Consider the following 16,231-nt stretch of genomic DNA (forward strand, 5'->3'; position numbering starts at 1 on the left):
CGGTCCCGGATCGGCCCGAGCGGACGCAGATCCCGTAGTCCGGAACGATCTCGCCCGGGTCTTCCACCAGAACTGGGCCCGCCTGCTGCTGGCCGGCTCGGGGCGGGCGGGCCACCTCGGTCTGGTGCGGGCGCGCACTCTGACGGTGCCATGTGGCACGGCAGGCGTGGCCACTTTGTACCGAGGCGCCGTGTACCGGCCGCAACTCGCCCGGCCTCCGGCCTGGCCGCTGGTCGCGCCCTCGGAGGAAGGCACGCGGCCCGCGGCCCGCAGCCCGCGAGGCTGGGACCGGGGCCTGCGCAGCCTATTTGCTCTTCTCGATGATCATGTTGGTCAGGCCCTGAGCCGTATTGCGCTCGGAGTCGATCCCCGGAGCCGCTTCACCTTCGAAAGTGGTGACCACGGCGCTGCGGGCGAACATGCCCTGCTCGTACTCGGTGAGTGCGGCCTCGATGTCGTCGCGGTGGGCGGCGATGGCCTTTCCGAGTTCGGCGCCGTCGAGCATGGCCAGGTTCGCGCCGTCGCCGTTCGGGGGCGCGAGGTGGGCGGCGTCGCCGAGCAGGGTGACCCCCGGCGCCCGGTCCCACCGGTGCCCGGTCGCCGGCCGGCACCGTCCGGTGGGGGCACAAGGCCGTTTCTGGCCGCCACCGGCGGCGACATGGCAGTCTTCGGCACCCCCGACCGCCTCGCCGCCTTCGGCGGCGTCGCTCCGGTCCCGCGCGACTCGGGCAAGATCAGCGGAAACCTGCGACGCCCGCAGCGATACAACCGAAGGCTCCAGCGCGTGCTCTACACCTCCGCGCTGTTCAGCATTCGACGGTCCGAGGAATCTCGCTGCTTCTACGACCGCAAACGCGCTGAGGGCAAGCGTCACACCCAAGCCGTCCTTGCCCTGGCACGTCGCCGCGTCAACGTCCTCTGGGCCCTCCTCCGCGACGGACGGCGCTACGAGCCAGCTCCGCCGGCAAGGGCTGCCGCATAGGAAGGGACGCGACACGCTGCGCGCGGCCAGGTGGTCTGACCGACCCCGTCAGACCAGGCAAAACTCGTTACCTTCCGGGTCTGCCATCACCACGTGATCCGGCCTGCCCTGCAACTCGTCCTCGCGGACCACGGTCGCGCCCGCAGCGGTCAACCGCTCCACCGCCTCGACCACGCGCGGCCAGCGCACCTCCCACGGGGTTTCACGGCCGCCACCAACTTGCACGTCGATATGCAGCCGGTTCTTCGCCACCTTCGGCTCCGGCACCTTCAGGAAGGACAAGGTGGGGCCCACGCCGTCCGGATCTGAGAGGTACGCCCCGTCATCCCACTCGTCCTCCGGAACCTCATGATGCGAGAACCACTCCTGCCAGCTCCCGAACCCTGCGGGCGCGGGCTTCTCCTCGTAGCCCAACGCCAGCGCCCAGAACGCGGCCAGCTTCCCCGGGTACGCGCAGTCGATCGTCAAGCTCCACTTGGTCCCCATGAGCCCTCCCCCAGTCGGATGAACGGACTGTACCGCGCACCTCCGACACCTCCTGCCCGCTACCTCAAGCGTGCGCCGCGGCTTGACAAACGGCATTAGGAATCGCTGAGACTGGTCAAGCTTCGATGAGACGGGTCAACGGCCGTCCCGAAAGGATCTGCGAATCGTCCACGCCTAGGTTGCGCGCCTGGTATCCCAGCCGTAGACCGTGATCTTCACGTCCGGTCTGCGGCTTGCCACCGGTACCCTGCGCGGGTGGGTGAGATCTGGGACGAACGGCAGCTGGTCGCCGACGGATTCGAGCACGTACACGCCGAGTCGGAGTGGTATGACGGCCCCCGCGACGGGCTGGTCGACGTCGATGGGGTACCCCACTACTTCCAATGCCACGACGTGGACTTCTCAGTCGCCCTGGATGAGTACTTCGTGTGGCCGGCGGACGAGACCCTGGCCGCGCTGGAGCGCGAACAGTGGACCATCTTCGTCGCGTGGAACTCCGCCTACGAAGCCGGGGCCGCCGGGATCGAGCGCCATCCCGGGCATGGAGGGATCGATCCCCGGTACGACGCGCTGACGGCACTGCTCACCCCGCACCGCCAAGCGCCTGTCGACGCGGAGCTGCTGGTTGCCGAGTGGCGGTTCGACAATGGGGACTGCTACCGGGTCGACGGGGTCGACTACTGGGTTCGGTGGCGGGAACGAGTCCGGGCCTGATTTCCCGGGGGCCGGCGGGCGCGACGCGGCCGCGGTGGGGCGGGTTCGCGTCTCGTGGCCCAGGCCGACGGGGTGCAGTGCCGTTTCGCCGGTGAACCGATCGCCCCGGGAGGATGAAGCCGCCGCCGTCGGCCTGTTGCTGACGGTTTCGCAGGGGATACAACCGACGCATGATGATCATGGCGTGGATCGCTGTCGCGGCCGCTCCTCTCGCCTTGTCTATCCTCGCCACCGCCACCGCCACCGCCACCGCCACCGCCACCGCCACCGCCACCGCCATCGTCGCCACCGCCCCAGGTGGAGCGGGCGGCGGCTCCAGAGATCGTGCCGATCGGGGTCGCGGTCTCCGTGCTCCCCTCGCGACCGATGACCGGACCGGCTACCAGCGGACCTCCTTCAAGCACTGGAACACGGGCGCGAACCCCGCCGACGGCTGCAACATCACCCTGGCTCCAGGCGTTTTGGAAGATGTCGTAGATCCAGAGCGCCTTCCCGAGCTCTTCCTGTGCCAGGCCCGTGAGAGATCGCGTCCGTCCGTACGAGCCGGAGGCCAGCAAGGCGTGGGCGTCGGCGATCAAGGCGGAAGCGTTGACCACCAGCAGCTTCCAAAATTCTCGTGCCTGCCCGGGCCTCGGCCCGGGTCCGCGGCCGCCTCAGTACTGCAACCGCATCTGGGTGACGGATGTGGTGTGGGGCTCGTTGGTCGATCTATGTGCCGATGAGCTGACGGTTGAGCAGGTCGAGTCGTGATACTCGTTCGGAGCCACCTGGGGCTCCGAGGCGGCCGCGGGCCCTGGCGACCTCCGGTTCGCCCCTCCCGGGTACCGCACCGGCTGGCTCCGGTCGGGCGGCGACCAGTGCGCGGCGGATCGCCTGTCGGCGCAGCCTACGTCCGCAGCTGGGCCGCGAGTGCCTCGGCGACCTTCTTGAGTGACTCGCCGGCAAGGGCCGGGTCCGCCTTGGTGACGGTCGATCCCTGGGAGACCACGAGCGCCAAGTCGCCCTTGCCCGCCACCGCCACCCGTGCGACGGCGACCGTGCCCTGGCCCGGGGTGACCCTGGTCTGGCCGATCCCGGGCTCGTCCTTGGAGAAAGCCATCACCTCGTCGGAGCGGAGGTTGCCGAGGGCGGCGATCTGCGGCAGCGCCAGGTTCACCGCCACCCCGCCCTCGGACACGGCCACGAGGTCGATCTCCACCGGGGCTCCCGAAGCCGTGAAGTTGCAGACGACGGACGCGTTCGGCGGGACGGCGGGGGCGGAGGGGAGCCCGGACGGCGTGGGCAGCCCGCTTGGCCAGGCCTGAGTCGGCCGGCCCGGGTCGACGGTCCCCTGAGCCGCGGGGTCGCCGCCGGCCGCAGCCGGGGTGACGGTCCGTTCGGCACCGGCTGCCTTCAGCGCCGCCGCCGGGTCGAGGCCGAACGGGCAGGCCGACGTACCCGTCAGCTGCTTCGCCGTTGAGGCGAACCGGTCGTAGGACAGCCTCTCACCGCCCGAGGCGGCCCCGCCGGAACTTCCGGACGAGGAACAGGCGCTCCCGGCAAGGGCGATCCCGGCCGCGCCGGCCAGGGCGAGGATGCGGCGGTACCTGGCTGCTGTGCGATCAGCTGTCATCCGGTCAGCCTAATCCTGCCAACCGATCAAGTGGCCCGGTTGGGATCAGCCGGTGGTGCGGGCTCAGCCGACCGTCTCCTACCCGATTGTCTTCCCCACCGCCGGGACCGGCCGGTGAGCCAGCGCCGTTCCGCCCGGCGGATCAGCCGGAGTCGGCGGCCCCGGCGGCGCAAGGACTCGGGTCTGGAGCAGTGGCGCCGATCGGCTTGATCGCCGTGGTGGCCCTGAGCCTGGCGATGAGGGTCCTACGATGGCTGGCTGCCCACCCCTGGATTGTGGTCCTCCCGCAGCTGGCAGCGGCCGCCTCGGCGGCGCTCTGGTGGTGGTGCCGCAGTGAGGCGGCACGATGGGAGCAGATCAAGGTGCAGGGTGCGGTACGCGGTCGACCAGCTGGACCGTCTTCACCACCAGCGGTTCGAGTTTCTCGTATCCGGCCGAGCGCAGCAGCGCGGTCAGCGCGATGTGGATGGCCGCTTGGAACCCGGCGAGTTCGGTACGCGACTCGAGGTCGTCGTCATCACCGTGGGCCAGCCCGACAGGGCGCGGCAGTTCGCGCGGCTGCCAGCGCAGCAGCAGACCGTCGGACTCGGCACGCAAAAAGAGGCCCTCCGAGCCGTTCTCCGCCAGCCCGAATCCCTCAGCGTCCAACAGGCGCCGAACCTCGCGTATCAGATCAAGATCACGGTCCATGGGCTCACTGTAGAAGGTGTGGGCTGATTCGCCTGGCTAGCTGGGCACATCCACGGCGAGGACGGCTGCGCAAGGTGCGACGGCAGCCGCGGTCCGGCCGGACATGACTGGGAAGCCCGGATGCGTACCATCACCGGGATGCAGCCAGCGAAGGGTCTGTGCGCCGGGGCCGGTAGCCATTGTGTCCGGCTGTCGCTACTGATTCGCGCGTTCCGCAGCGATCAGCCCATCAACCACGTTCAGGAGTTCCTCGGGGCCTCCGGCGGTTCCAAGATCTGCACGGTATTTCCCATGAACGACCATCGAGGGAACGCCCGTGACCTCGTATTTCTTCGCCAGGTCCTTGGCCTGCTGAACCTGGCCCTTGATGGCGAAGGAGTTGAAGGTGGCCAGGTACTGGGCCTTGTCGATGCCCTGGGTGCCGAGGAAGTCGGCCTGATCGTCGGGCCTGATGAGTTGCTTGCGCTGGTGCTGCACAGCGTCGAAGACGGCGGCGTGGACCTCGTGCTCGACGCCCATGGCTTCCAGGGTCAGGAACATCTGCCCATGGGCGTCCCAAGGGCCGCCGAACATCGCGGGAACCCTCTTGAAGTTCACGTCCGCCGGGAGATTCCCCGCCCAGGGATTCACCGTCGGCTCGAAACCGTAGCTGTGCGGGTCGCCGTACCAGAACAGCTGCACTACTTCGATCTCGCCCGGAACACTCACCGGGACCGGGTGGGAGAGCTCGATGTACTGCTGACCTGCGATCAGCTCAGTCATGGTCGACTCCAATCCATCGCGTGATGTGGATGCGCACTGAGTGGGCGCATAGCGATCATGGCGCGATCGCCGCCCGCCCCCCGGGGCATTTCACTGGAAATAACCGGATCGGGTGTGCCGAATCCACCCTTCGTGTCCCGAAAACCGTGCTCGGACCGCGCTCACCCGCAGCCCGCCAACTACCAGTCGGAGCCGCCAACTATCGTTCGGAGTCTCAGGACGTCAGCGCGCAGGAACACCGCCGCTGATGGCCGTCCCCTATCCGCAAGGGTGCTGTGGCTTCTACCTTCAGTGGAAGCTGTGGACGCCGCGGAGAAAGCGGTTCGGGTCGCGTTGATGTCGTCGAGAAGGCCTCGCCGGCCGGAGGAGGCCGTGGCTGGGCAGCGGGAACGCGTGCGGTGGGCAGTTCGCGCGTTGGCCGTACCCGGCAAGGTGGTTCCTGGCAACATCAATGGGATTCGAACATAGGGGGTTCCATGCGTTTCGGCGTCCGCTTGCTCACTGTCGCCACCGCTACCGTCGCCACCGGAGTGCTGCTCGTCGGCTGCTCCTCGACCCCGGCCGAGAAGTTGGAGGACTGGTGGTCTTCGGGGGGCGACGACAGGGTCAAGGCGCTGTTCGACAGCTCGAGCCACGTCAACACGGCGAGCATGCAAGTGATGGACGACAAGCGCACCGCTTGTCAGGAGCTGCTGGCAGCGGTGGCCAAGGCGAAGAAGTACGGCACCCCTCCGAGCGAGAAGGCCAAGGGTTTCTGGGCGGAAGCCCTTACCGACTTCGAGCACGGAAGCAACGCGTGTGTCGCCGGGGTCGACCAGAAGGACGAGCCCCAGACCAATGAGGGCATCCGCGAGGTGCAGAGGGCCATCGGCATCCTGGCTTCCGCGGTGTCCATGATCAGGAGCGACTTGGAGGCCAAGTGATCCGGTGATCCGCCGGGTTCGTCCGAACCGCTGATCGCCAAATCCCCGGGGGCGCCCGGCCGGGCGCCCCCGGGTGACGTCCAGGGCGGCGTCGAAGCGCCCTTGGTCCACGGGCACTGTGGGTTCGCAGGAGCGAGGCGCCGCGGCGGGTTGGTCGCTGGGGCGCGTGTCGTGCCGGCCGGTGGACCAGTTCGGCGCCGATCGCGGCTTCCAGCTGCTTTAGCTGTCGAGCGAGGTAGTTGACTGCGACGCCGACCGGCGTCGTCACCATCGGCTGCCCGTCGATCTCCTCGTACAGGACGACGATCGCCAGACCGGGCTCGTCACTGGGCACGACGACCCGGCGGTAGCGCTACGTGGACGGACATGTCCCGCGTGCGCTTCTTCGCCAAGGCCATGTCACGCAACCTTTCACACCACGGACGGCCCTAACAGAAAGTCATCCCCCCTCCGCCATCCCGGTCGCCCCGAAGTATCCGCTGCGAACCACCGGGTCAGAGGTCGTTGCCCTGCGGGACCCGGTGAAGTACTCCGAGTCCTTCGGACGGTCGGAGGGAAGCCCGGAGCGAGGGGCCGGCACCAACTTCGGTATGTACTTGGAGCAGTGGATGTAAGCCTCTTCGACGGTGAGGTGGACCCACATCTCGGGCTCGCGTCCCGGCGCGATGTCGTGGGGCAGGCCCGGCTGTACGCAGCGGAGTTCGGCGTCGAGGTAGAGCCGGGCGACGCCGTTGACGTGCAGGCCGACGTGATGGTGCGTGAAGTCGACGAAAAGCATGCCGAGGTGGGGGTTCTCCGTCATGTTGCCGGCACTGGCGAGCACGCCGTTTCCCCGGAACTCGGGGTAGACGAGGGTGTGGTCGTCCAGCACGTGCACGAAGCCGGGCGGGCCCGCCCGGAAGCTGGCGTCGCACTCGCCGTGGGAGTCGGCCGTGGCGAGGAAGACCATGCACTGGCGACCGATGAATTCCCGCATCTCGGCAGTCAGGCAGGGGCGGACCTGCTGGTCGTAAAACCGGGCGGCCCGGTCGGCGCTGCCCATGTGTTGCTGCAGCCGGCGTTCACCCGCTGATCCGAACGGCGTAGGGGGGAAAGTCACGGAGTGTTCTCCTGGCAGGATCGGCAACTGTGGCTCAGAGTGCGGACAGGACGGGGGTTTCGAACGGGTCATGGTGGATGCGCTCGGGCAGGGTGCCGTGCAGCGTGAGCGTCTCGCTGGCGGAGACCACCATCGGGGCCGGTCCACTGAGATAGACATCGTGCTGGTACCAAGGGCCGTACTCGGCCAGAACCTCCGGCAGGGATCCCCGGATGCCGGGGATGTACTCGTGGGACACAGCGCCCCTGATCGACAGCCAGTGGTACCGCTGCGCCATTCGGAGCATGTCGTCGACCCCGTACAGCTCTGCGCCGGTGCGGGCTCCAAGGAACAGGTCGACCTGATGCCGTCCGCCGCGACGGGCCACTTCCTCGACGATCGCGCGGATCGGTGCGAGACCGGTGCCGCCCGCCACGCAAAGCAGGTCGCTGTGGACAGCTGCGTCCAGCACCATGTCCCCCATGGGCGCGCCGAGCTGGAGCCTGTCACCCACGGCGGAACGGTGCACGAGCGCGTCGCTGACCGAGCCACCGGTCACCGCGCGCACGTGAAAGGTGAGGGAGCCGTCCCGTCGGGGCGCATTGGCGGGGGAGTAGTAACGCCACTGCTTGGGCCACCACGGCGTCTCGAGACTGACGTACTGCCCGGCCGCGTAGGGGTACGGCATGTGGGGCTGCACGGTGATCTCGGCGATGCCGTGTCCGCGCAGGACCTTGTGCGACATCGTGGCGGGCCACACGGCGGGCCGCTGCGTCTCGTCCTCCTCAGCAGCGCTGATCATGACATCGGCGACCACACCGTACGCCTTGGTCCAGGCCGCGGCGATGTCCGCGGTCCAGGCGGGACCGGCGTAGCGGGCCAGAGAGGCGAGTAGGCACTCTCCTACGGCGGGGAAGTGCGCGCTGAGCGTGCCGAACTTGCGGTGGTCACGGCCGAGGTGGCCGCAGAAGCGGACCAGGCTCTCCGGGTCGTCGACCAGGTCCACGATGCGCAGCAGCGCGCGCAGCAGGCGGCCGCGCTGGGCGTCCATTCCGGCGGGGAACATCGGACGGACGTCGGGGTAGCGAGCGAAGAGGATCGCATAGAAATAGACCGTCATCTCCGCGGCGAATGGTTCGACGACGGAGACGGATGCCCGTATGAGCGCTATCTCGTGGCTGGAATGGGGCGGCTCGACGGTGGCCGGCTGGTGGCTGCTTGCGCGGAAGCCGGTCGGGGGGCTGGGGCCTCCGGGTTGGGGTGCGTGGGAGGGTTGCTGGGGCGTCCGATCCGGAACTTCAAGAGACCAGTGCTCCTCCTGTCGGGATTCGACTTGGCAATCTTCCGGTGGCGGTATCGACCATGAGGTCGTCGCCCCGCAGCAGGGCGTGCGGAGAGCCCTCACGCGACCTTCCTATGGAGGAGGTGGCGATCGTGGCGGCGATGGGGTCGGGCATGAGTCCTCCTGTTGGGTCGCGGGCAACTAAACGGATCAAACGGTTCCGGAGGGTACATGATCAATGGGGTGACTCAGAAGTAGTAACGGGCCCAGGAGTCGGAGCCGGCAGGCGCGGTCCTTGTCGGCGGAGACGTGCGTAGGGACGCAGGCATTGCCTGGCGCCCAACCGGGCTGCAATCACAGTTCCAGAGCATCCACATCGAGAGCATCCGCTGCATCATGAATTGCCCGCTCGGCAGCGTCCGCACCCAGGAGGGCGGGACGGGGCTCTGACCGCGGCAGGCCCCCCGCCCGGTGCCCCTGGGCCTCGGCATGGCCCACGCGGACAGGATCCGGGATCGATTCCTCGCCTCTCGCCCCAGAACCTCGGTGCGGGTAGCGAACATCGCACAGGGTCCTGCTCTCCCGAAGCTACAGCGAAGCGACAAGCAGCTCTCTGCAATGAGTGGCGGCCGGTCAGGGAGCGCGAGGCGGGCCCGGGGAATCTCGACCGCCTCCGGGTATGCCTCCGGCCCCCGAAGGCGGAGTCGTTCCGCTGCTGCCACGGTGCCCGGGCCCAGCCTGCGTAGTGAAAGCCCCGGCGGGTAGGCGCGCGGCACTGCCCGCGAGTGGAAGAGGGACTCCCCATGTCGGCCCGGCCCGTCCCCGCGTACGGAGCACTGCTCGAACGAGGCGCCCTTCTGGGCGGTCGCTGCCGGCTCCAAGGCCCCATCGGATCCGGCGGCACCGCTGACGTCTTCCGCGGCCTCGACCAAGTACTGGGCCGCGAGGTGGCCGTCAAGGTCTTCCGCGTGGGCACGGACACGATCACCGCCGACCGTTTCTGCGACGAAGCGCGCACACTCGCCCGACTCTCCCACCGAGCGCTCGTCACCGTCTACGATGCCGGCTGCCACGGACAGGGCGCCTTCATGGTTACGGAACTGATCGGCGGCACGACCCTGCGCACCCGCGTGCACGCCGGCCCCCTCCACCCCGTCCAGGTCATTCGCATCGGGGCAGATATCTCATCGGCCCTCGACCACGTCCACGCCCACGGCATCATCCACCACGACGTGAAACCCTCCAACGTCCTCCTCAGCGAGGAAGGCTCCCCCCACTTGGCTGACTTCGGGCTGTCCCGGACCGTGCACGACCACTCCCACAGTGCACCCGACACCCTCGTCGGCACCCTCGCCTACATGGCCCCCGAGCAATTCCTCGGCCAAGGCGCCGGCACGGCCAGCGACATCTACGCCCTGGGCGTGACCCTTCTCGAAGCACTCACCGGGCACCGCGAATACCAGGGCACACCCATGGAGATCGGCACCGCCCACCTCCTGCATCCGCCCCGGATACCCGACGATCTGCCGGACGGCCTCGCCCGCCTCCTGAAAACGATGACCGACCAGAACCCCCAGGCACGCCCTGACGCCGCCGCCGTCCACCTGAGCCTGCAGGACGTAGCGCAGGCGCCGGCGTCCCGTCCTGCAAGAGTTGCGGCTAAAGACCCGTTCACACACCGCTCCGCATTGCCGGCGGTCGCTGCCGCCGGCTTGCGCGCTGTATCCGTACGAGCGCCCGGACCGACAGACACCAGGGTTACCGGTGGGGTTACCGGTGGCCGTCGACGTGCCGCCCTATGGGGCCTCGCGGCTGTGAGTGTCGCGCTCCCCTGCGTGCTGGTGATCGGTGGCATCCCCGCGGAGCAGAGGGCACCTGCCACGGCCCCCGCGAGCGAACAGCCGTCGACAGCGAAGGACGCCGAGGCCGCAGTTCCCCGGTCATCGACGCCTGCGCCGCAGTTGCCACCCCTCTCTCCCTCGGCGACCCCGCACCTGCCAGCCGTGGCACCGTCAACCGCACTGGAAGGTCAGAAGTCCACCCCGGCCTACCTTCACTCCGGGCAAGCTGGTGATGATCGACCGGCAAAGGCATCGGGGGCAGCGAAGATGAAGGACGGCCCCGGAAAGGCGAAGGGGAAGAACAAGGGACGGTGAGCGGACTTGCCATCGGGACGAGGACGAGCGTCGAGGACGTGATGCGGATCGCGTTCGAGAAGTTCTGCCTGCTCCTGGACTCCGAGACCGCCTGCGCCGCCCTGAACGAATCCGGCCCAGGAATCGGGTAACCGGCCGGGCGGATACGCGTTGAACCGCATATGACCACGAGGACGATGCGGCTGACCCCGGTCATTGGAGGACAGTGAAGAGGCGGAGAAGCGTTTCCCCCCGACTGGAAGCCGATGCCGCCGTCTCCCAGGAGTGGCTGAACACAGCACGACGCGTCCCGCAGGCCGTTACGACGAGGAATGGGCCATCCGGGCCCGCCGCTGTTCCTGGCCCCCACGCTGACCTACCCGCGTGGTTCCCGTCCCGAGCCGGGCATCCCACCCGGGGAGCCAGCCATCGGCATCGGCGCGCCTCCCGGGGAGGCCGGAGCGGCTCCGTGGTTGGGCGGCCGCTCCGGCAGCCACCCTGCCCCCGGTCAGCGCGGCCGCTCGGCGTTGAGCCGCTCGCGCAGGTACAACAAGACCGCCGCGTCCGCGACCTCGGCCAGCACCACCAGCAGGCAACGGATCCGCTCGTCATCACCGTCACGGACCGCACCCACGATCTGCTCCACCGTCTCCATGGCCTGAGCGGGGATCCCCGCTCCTGCGCCTTGTCGGGCTGTCGTGCTCTCGTCTTCGCAGCTCACCGTCACAGCAGATCACAGCCGCGCCGGGCTGCCCAGGCCACGAGGTGGTGACGACGGCCCGTGACACCGGGGGGGCGGGGCGGGGGCCGTCACGCGCCGTCCGTGGGGGATGTGGGCGGCGCGCCTGTCGCCGCCGTCAACGACAGGGTGAGTGCGGAGGCGTTGATGGCGCTCGTTGAAAATCCCCACCCCCTTACGCAGGGGCAGGACAGGGTTGCTCGGCGGGTCTTCGCACTCAAAGGCATTGGCCTGTAAGGAGCGTTCATGCGCACACGGGGTTCCATCGGCGACCCATGCGCGTCGACGGATGAGAGATCAAGTGCAGCGGCCGTCCGGAGCGGGCCGATGGACGATCACGCCCTGAGCCCTCGTCAGGGGTGGTCGGCCAGGTCGTGGCCTGTGACGGCGCGAGCGTAGGCGCGCAGAGCGGTGATCACTTCGGTGCGGCTGCGTCGGCCGGCAAGGACTTCCATCTGGTAGCCGTCCTCCATGGCAACGAAGCTGGCGGCCAGCAAGCGGGACGGGTCCTGAAGGACGAAGTGGCCTTGGGCCTGCCCGAGGACCAGGATTCCCGAGTACACCGCGATCTGGCGCTCCGTCAGCGCGCTGTCGAGCGCTGCCGCCCTGGCGTCGCGCAGGCAGCGCGGCCAGTACTCGAAAAGCAGCCGCGTCAGCACGTCGTCAGGTCCGCCGGCGACCCCGTTGTCGATGCAGGCCCTGAGCTGGTCGCGGGCGTCGGCGTGGCGGGTCGCAGCCTGCTCGCGCTCCTGGCTGTAGCGCTCGATGGCCTGCTGGTACGTGTCGTGGACCAAGGCGTCGAGGTCGCCGTAGTAGAGCACGGCGGCGGGTGTGACCCCAGCCTCCTCGGCGATGTCACGCAGGCGCAGGCCCTCCAAACCGCGCACCATCAAGGCGCGTTGCACAGCCTTGCCCAGCTCGGCCCGACGGGCCTCCTTACCGCTGCCTTTCCTGGCCGCCACGCCCGGCTCCTCCCACAGATCTGTTGTATTGGAATTTAACAATACCCCCCTGCCTCTTGACGGTGCACGCCCCTGCTTCTTAAATCTGCGTTTAACAACTTCGTCTCCAGGAGTCACCATGATCAACTCGACCGACGCCGAGGCCAGAACCGGGGCACCGCCCGCACCCGTCGGCAAGGGGCTGCGTACAGGCTCCGTGGGCCTGCTCGCCGCCGTCACCCTCGGACTGTCCTCGGTCGCCCCGGCGTACAGCATCGCCGTCACCCTCGGTTTCGTGACGCTGGCCGTCGGAGACCTCGCCCCGGCCACCTTGCTGCTGGGCTTCCTGCCGATCCTGCTGACCGCATTCGCCTTCCGGGAGCTCAACCGGGCGATGCCCGACTGCGGCACCACCTTCGTGTGGACCACCCGTACATTCGGGCCACTGACCGGCTGGCTCGCCGGAGGCTGGGTCCCCCAGATCGCCACGCTCATCGCGATGACGGCCCTTTCCCAGGTCGGCGCGGGCTACCTGCTGCACCTCGTCGGCCTGCGCTCCCTCGCCGACAGCAGCACCGCGGTGACGATCACCGCCGTCCTGCTGCTGGCCGCCGTCACGTCGATCGCCTACCGGGGCCTGAACCTCGCGGCATCCGTCCAGTACGTGCTGCTCGGCCTTCAGCTGTTCGCCCTGCTCGGCTTCGGCGTGGCGGCCTTCGCCCGGCACGGGGCCGCCACCCCGTCCCTGGACTGGCTCAACCCCCTCGCCTTCGACGGCTTCGGATCATTCGCCGAGGCGGTGCTGCTGTGCCTGTTCATCTACTGGGGCTGGGACGCGCTGATCACCGCGAACGAGGAGACCCGCGAAGGCGACCGCGTCTCCGGCCAGGCGGCCGTCATCTCCACCCTGCTGCTGCTGGCGACGTACCTGTTCACCGCCTTCGCGGCGATCAGCTTCGCCGGCACCGGCACCGAGGGCATCGGCCTGGGTAATGCCGACAACGCCGCCGACATTCTGGCCACCCTCGCCCCGCCGGTTCTCGGCACCGCCCTTGCCGGGGTGATGCAGCTGGCCGTCTGCCTCTCGGCCATCTCCGCCCTGCTCACCTGCCTCGTCGGCAGTCCCCGAAGCACCCTGTCCATGGCCACCCACGGTGCCCTGCCCCACGCCTTCGCCCGCATCCACCCCCGCCACCGGACCCCCGCCTTCGGAACCCTTTTCTTCGGAGCGGCGGCGGCCTGCCTGCTCCTCCTGCTCACACTCGTCTCCCGCAACTTCCTCGGCGACGCCATCCTCTGCATCGGACTGCTCATCGCCTGCTACTACGGCATCACCGCGCTGGCCTGCGTCTGGTACTTCCGTAAGCGGCTCCTCGACTCCCCGCGCGACCTGCTGCTGCGCGGCGTCCTTCCCCTGCTGGGGGGTGTGCTGATGCTGGCGGCCTTCGCCCGCAGTGCCCACGACATGTATGACCCGGCCTACGGCAGCACCTCCTTCCACGGCGTTGGCGGGGTCTTCCTTCTCGGCGCCGGCTCGATCGCCACCGGCTCCCTGGCCCTGCTGATCGTCCGCATCCGCTTCCACCGCTTCTTCCGCGACGGCCGCGCCTCGGTCTCCGAGCTCGTCATCACCAAGGACTGACAACCCCATGCGCACACTCGCCATCGCCGCCCTGCAGACCACGCCCGTCCCCCATGACCTCGAAGCGAGCTGGCAGCGGTTCGCCGGCCAGGTCCGAGCCACGCGCGACCTTTTCCCCCACGTCCAGCTCCTCGTCGCCCCCGAGCTACTGCTCGCGGCAGAGGGCCCGCTGCTGGGCCCGGCGCCCGACGACTGGATGGAACAAGCCGCCGTCACGATTCCGGGCCCGCTCACCGACCGGATCTGTTCCCTCGCCGCCGAGACCGGCCTGTGGTTGGTCCCGGGGACCCTCTACGAGCGCGCCGAAGACGGCCACATCTACAACACCGCCCTCGCCGTCTCACCCGAGGGCGAGATCGTTGCCCGCTACCGTAAGGTCTTCCCCTGGCAGCCCTACGAAAGAGCCACTCCCGGACACGAGTTCACCGTCTTCGACATGCCCGGCGCCGGTCGCGTGGGACTCGCCATCTGTTACGACGGCTCCTTCCCGGAAACGGTCCGCCAGCTCGCCTGGCTGGGAGCGGAGATCGTCATTCAGCCCACCCTGACCCCCACCCGCGACCGGGAGATGGAACTCGTCTGCGCCCGTGCCAACGCCTGGACCAACCAGGTGTACGTCGTCAACGTCAACGCCGCCGACCCGGCCGGGGTCGGCGCCAGCGCCATCGTCGACCCCGAAGGCATCGTCCGTCAGCAAGCCGGGCCGGGCGAGGAGATCCTCGTCGACGTTCTCGACCTCGACACCGTCACCAGGGTGCGCCGCTACGGCTCCGCCGGAATCAACCGGCCCTGGACCCAGCTCGCCCGATACGGAGAATCGATCCACCTCCCGATGTACGGCGGCGGAGCATTCCGCACGCCGGACTGGCTCAAGGCCGAAACCCCGTAGCCACCGCGGTCTAAACAGGCAGGCCCGCCGATCACGGAGCCTGGCGGCCACCAGGTCGCCGGGCTCCTTTCAGCCCCACCGTCCGGCGGTTGCGCGTAGGCGCTTGAGGGTTCCGTGAACATCACCGGGCGGTTACGCATCCGGTTGTCCGGCCTGGCGGTCCGACAACTCGTCGTCTGTGCAGGCTGATTGAGGGCCGGAATGTCGATTGTGGCGTGGCTCACGTAGGGCGAGAGTGGCGGCCTTCCCGTCGGCTACCTGCCGCCAGCGTCGAGAGGACGTTCATGTCCCACAGTCCCAGCGGTGAGGTCCACCGGCTCAAGGCGAACTCGGTGGGGTTGGTCGGGGTGGTGTTCATGGCGGTCGCCACCGCTGCCCCGATCACCGCGATGACCGGGAACCTTCCGATCGCCGTCGGTTTCGGCAACGGGATCGGCGCCCCGGCCGGATACCTCTTCGCCCCCCTCGTACTGACGGTCTTCGCGGTCGGCTACGTCGCCATGGCCAAGCGGATCACGGCGGCCGGAGCGTTCTACGGCTTCCTGTCCGCTCCTCGGCCGGGGGGAGCGTCGCGTCGCACACGTCGTAGGTTTCCCTGGAGACCACACTGACGAAGGAGCGCGAGTGGCCACCGCGTGGATGATCGAACTGGAGCGCGTCGACTGGGACGCCTACGCCTGCTTCTGCGGAGGGCGGGGTCACGTAGGGGAGTACCTCGCGCACATCATCCGGTCCCGGTCACTGGCCGAGATCGGCGACGCGTCGCTGGAGGGCCACGTCGAGGCCGAGGCCGGGCTCGCCGACGTCGCCGTGCCGGCGACGGGGGTGATCATGGCCGCCCTCCAGGAGGACCTGGCCCCGGTGGTCCGTGAGGACCTGATGCTCACGCTGTGGCGCATCGTCCTCGGGGTGTCCTCGGACCCGATGAAAGAGGAGGTCTACCCGAAGGTCCGCGACGGGATCTGGGCCCTCTACAAGGAAGCTGCCCAAGGGGACACCGAGGAGGCCCTGGAGATCTTGGAGCACGTGGAGCATGACCCTCAGCGGCTAGCGGCCTTCAAGAGCGCGCTGAAGTCCCGCCTGAACAAGCGCGCCCGCTGACCCGCGCCGCATGACGAAGGGGCGGTGACCGGATCTCTGCGGTCACCGCCCCTTAGGCGCGTTCAGGAGACGGTCGGCACGCGACGACGTCGCCCGCGAGAGCGCTGCGCGCGGCGTTCGGCAAGTGCGTTGGATTCCCCGCATGGGCATCCGTACCCGCTACTGAGGTTGTAGGCGTGGTGTCGTCGGTGTGAGTCCGGTCCCGGTGAGGCATCCGTCGATGATGTGGCTGCGGTATTGGATCTGGCGGAGGCC

Annotated in this window: 14 protein-coding genes and 5 pseudogenes; 9 read left to right on the top strand and 10 right to left on the bottom strand. The window is 68.8% G+C overall.

Features of this window, described 5'->3' with window-relative positions; all coding sequences use genetic code 11:
- Positions 1-304: 304 nt before the first annotated feature.
- Positions 305-598, bottom strand: a pseudogene (locus tag ACIOD1_RS29820) (FAD-dependent oxidoreductase); the annotation flags it as partial.
- A gap of 36 nt (positions 599-634) precedes the next feature.
- Here ACIOD1_RS29820 and ACIOD1_RS29825 point away from each other — a divergent pair.
- Positions 635-982 (top strand): annotated as a pseudogene (locus ACIOD1_RS29825) (transposase); the annotation flags it as partial.
- A 48-nt stretch (positions 983-1,030) separates the two neighbouring features.
- Here ACIOD1_RS29825 and ACIOD1_RS29830 read toward each other — a convergent pair.
- Positions 1,031-1,468 (bottom strand): VOC family protein, encoded by a 438-nt coding sequence (locus ACIOD1_RS29830; protein WP_401905789.1) that lies wholly within the window; start codon positions 1,466-1,468, stop codon positions 1,031-1,033.
- A gap of 255 nt (positions 1,469-1,723) precedes the next feature.
- On the opposite strand from ACIOD1_RS29830, the gene ACIOD1_RS29835 reads away from it, so the two are divergent.
- The gene (locus tag ACIOD1_RS29835; protein WP_401905792.1) at positions 1,724-2,182 is read left to right on the top strand and encodes a hypothetical protein; all 459 of its coding nucleotides are present in this window, start codon (positions 1,724-1,726) and stop codon (positions 2,180-2,182) included.
- Here the strand turns inward: ACIOD1_RS29835 and ACIOD1_RS29840 are convergent.
- The 4 genes and pseudogenes from ACIOD1_RS29840 to ACIOD1_RS29855 form a co-directional block, all read right to left on the bottom strand.
- Positions 2,146-2,793 (bottom strand): annotated as a pseudogene (locus ACIOD1_RS29840) (AbiV family abortive infection protein); the annotation flags it as partial. The gene ACIOD1_RS29835 and the pseudogene ACIOD1_RS29840 overlap by 37 nt on opposite strands.
- Positions 2,794-3,068: 275 nt before the next feature.
- Positions 3,069-3,794, bottom strand: coding sequence for a hypothetical protein (locus tag ACIOD1_RS29845; protein WP_401905794.1), 726 nt, complete (start codon positions 3,792-3,794; stop codon positions 3,069-3,071).
- 357 nt (positions 3,795-4,151) lie between these two features.
- A complete protein-coding gene (locus ACIOD1_RS29850; protein WP_401905795.1) occupies positions 4,152-4,484 on the bottom strand; it encodes a hypothetical protein in 333 nt (110 codons plus the stop codon).
- A 195-nt stretch (positions 4,485-4,679) separates the two neighbouring features.
- Positions 4,680-5,240 (bottom strand): annotated as a pseudogene (locus tag ACIOD1_RS29855) (thiol:disulfide interchange protein DsbA/DsbL); the annotation flags it as partial.
- Between the two features lie 482 nt (positions 5,241-5,722).
- On the opposite strand from ACIOD1_RS29855, the gene ACIOD1_RS29860 reads away from it, so the two are divergent.
- The gene (locus tag ACIOD1_RS29860) at positions 5,723-6,169 is read left to right on the top strand and encodes a hypothetical protein (protein WP_401905797.1); all 447 of its coding nucleotides are present in this window, start codon (positions 5,723-5,725) and stop codon (positions 6,167-6,169) included.
- Positions 6,170-6,608: 439 nt separating this feature from the next.
- Here the strand turns inward: ACIOD1_RS29860 and ACIOD1_RS29865 are convergent, their stop codons facing one another.
- Together ACIOD1_RS29865 and ACIOD1_RS29870 are read right to left on the bottom strand one after the other, a co-directional pair.
- Entirely contained in the window at positions 6,609-7,211 is a 603-nt protein-coding gene (locus ACIOD1_RS29865; RefSeq protein ID WP_401905829.1) for a pyridoxamine 5'-phosphate oxidase family protein, read from the bottom strand.
- A 91-nt stretch (positions 7,212-7,302) separates the two neighbouring features.
- A complete protein-coding gene (locus tag ACIOD1_RS29870) occupies positions 7,303-8,367 on the bottom strand; it encodes a globin domain-containing protein (protein WP_401905799.1) in 1,065 nt (354 codons plus the stop codon).
- 965 nt (positions 8,368-9,332) lie between these two features.
- On the opposite strand from ACIOD1_RS29870, the gene ACIOD1_RS29875 reads away from it, so the two are divergent.
- Both ACIOD1_RS29875 and ACIOD1_RS29880 read left to right on the top strand, forming a co-directional pair.
- Positions 9,333-10,685: a protein kinase gene (locus tag ACIOD1_RS29875; protein ID WP_401905802.1), complete on the top strand. Its 1,353-nt coding sequence runs from the start codon at positions 9,333-9,335 to the stop codon at positions 10,683-10,685.
- Positions 10,682-10,816 carry a hypothetical protein gene (locus tag ACIOD1_RS29880; RefSeq protein ID WP_401905804.1) on the top strand — a complete coding sequence of 45 codons (135 nt, stop codon included), beginning with the start codon at positions 10,682-10,684 and terminating at the stop codon, positions 10,814-10,816. Before ACIOD1_RS29875 ends, ACIOD1_RS29880 begins: the two co-directional genes overlap by 4 nt.
- 356 nt (positions 10,817-11,172) lie before the next feature.
- On the opposite strand, the gene ACIOD1_RS29885 is transcribed toward ACIOD1_RS29880, so the two are convergent.
- Both ACIOD1_RS29885 and ACIOD1_RS29890 read right to left on the bottom strand, forming a co-directional pair.
- A complete protein-coding gene (locus tag ACIOD1_RS29885) occupies positions 11,173-11,385 on the bottom strand; it encodes a hypothetical protein (RefSeq protein ID WP_401905805.1) in 213 nt (70 codons plus the stop codon).
- A gap of 371 nt (positions 11,386-11,756) precedes the next feature.
- On the bottom strand, positions 11,757-12,365 hold the full coding sequence (locus tag ACIOD1_RS29890; protein ID WP_401905808.1) for a TetR/AcrR family transcriptional regulator: 609 nt from the start codon (positions 12,363-12,365) through the stop codon (positions 11,757-11,759).
- A 118-nt stretch (positions 12,366-12,483) separates the two neighbouring features.
- Between ACIOD1_RS29890 and ACIOD1_RS29895 the strand changes: the two genes are divergently transcribed.
- The 4 genes and pseudogenes from ACIOD1_RS29895 to ACIOD1_RS29910 all read left to right on the top strand — a co-directional run bounded on the left by ACIOD1_RS29895 (position 12,484) and on the right by ACIOD1_RS29910 (position 15,976).
- A complete protein-coding gene (locus ACIOD1_RS29895) occupies positions 12,484-13,986 on the top strand; it encodes an APC family permease (RefSeq protein WP_401905810.1) in 1,503 nt (500 codons plus the stop codon).
- 7 nt (positions 13,987-13,993) lie between these two features.
- Positions 13,994-14,875 carry a carbon-nitrogen hydrolase family protein gene (locus ACIOD1_RS29900; RefSeq protein ID WP_401905811.1) on the top strand — a complete coding sequence of 294 codons (882 nt, stop codon included), beginning with the start codon at positions 13,994-13,996 and terminating at the stop codon, positions 14,873-14,875.
- Positions 14,876-15,159: 284 nt separating this feature from the next.
- Positions 15,160-15,423: pseudogene (locus ACIOD1_RS29905) on the top strand (amino acid permease); the annotation flags it as partial.
- Between the two features lie 76 nt (positions 15,424-15,499).
- Positions 15,500-15,976, top strand: a complete 477-nt coding sequence (locus ACIOD1_RS29910) for a hypothetical protein (protein ID WP_401905813.1) — start codon at positions 15,500-15,502, stop codon at positions 15,974-15,976.
- Positions 15,977-16,231: the final 255 nt, after the last annotated feature.

The sequence above is a fragment of the Streptomyces sp. NPDC088097 genome (assembly GCF_044741845.1).
GTDB lineage: Bacteria > Actinomycetota > Actinomycetes > Streptomycetales > Streptomycetaceae > Streptomyces.

Bases quoted from the DNA above. Each gene is read 5' to 3' on its own strand.
- ACIOD1_RS29830 (WP_401905789.1), bottom strand. From the start codon at position 1,468: ATGGGGACCAAGTGGAGCTTGACGATCGACTGCGCGTACCCGGGGAAG.
- ACIOD1_RS29845 (WP_401905794.1), bottom strand. From the start codon at position 3,794: ATGACAGCTGATCGCACAGCAGCCAGGTACCGCCGCATCCTCGCCCTG.
- ACIOD1_RS29850 (WP_401905795.1), bottom strand. From the start codon at position 4,484: ATGGACCGTGATCTTGATCTGATACGCGAGGTTCGGCGCCTGTTGGAC.
- ACIOD1_RS29860 (WP_401905797.1), top strand. From the start codon at position 5,723: ATGCGTTTCGGCGTCCGCTTGCTCACTGTCGCCACCGCTACCGTCGCC.
- ACIOD1_RS29865 (WP_401905829.1), bottom strand. From the start codon at position 7,211: ATGGGCAGCGCCGACCGGGCCGCCCGGTTTTACGACCAGCAGGTCCGC.
- ACIOD1_RS29870 (WP_401905799.1), bottom strand. From the start codon at position 8,367: ATGACGGTCTATTTCTATGCGATCCTCTTCGCTCGCTACCCCGACGTC.
- ACIOD1_RS29875 (WP_401905802.1), top strand. From the start codon at position 9,333: ATGTCGGCCCGGCCCGTCCCCGCGTACGGAGCACTGCTCGAACGAGGC.
- ACIOD1_RS29895 (WP_401905810.1), top strand. From the start codon at position 12,484: ATGATCAACTCGACCGACGCCGAGGCCAGAACCGGGGCACCGCCCGCA.
- ACIOD1_RS29900 (WP_401905811.1), top strand. From the start codon at position 13,994: ATGCGCACACTCGCCATCGCCGCCCTGCAGACCACGCCCGTCCCCCAT.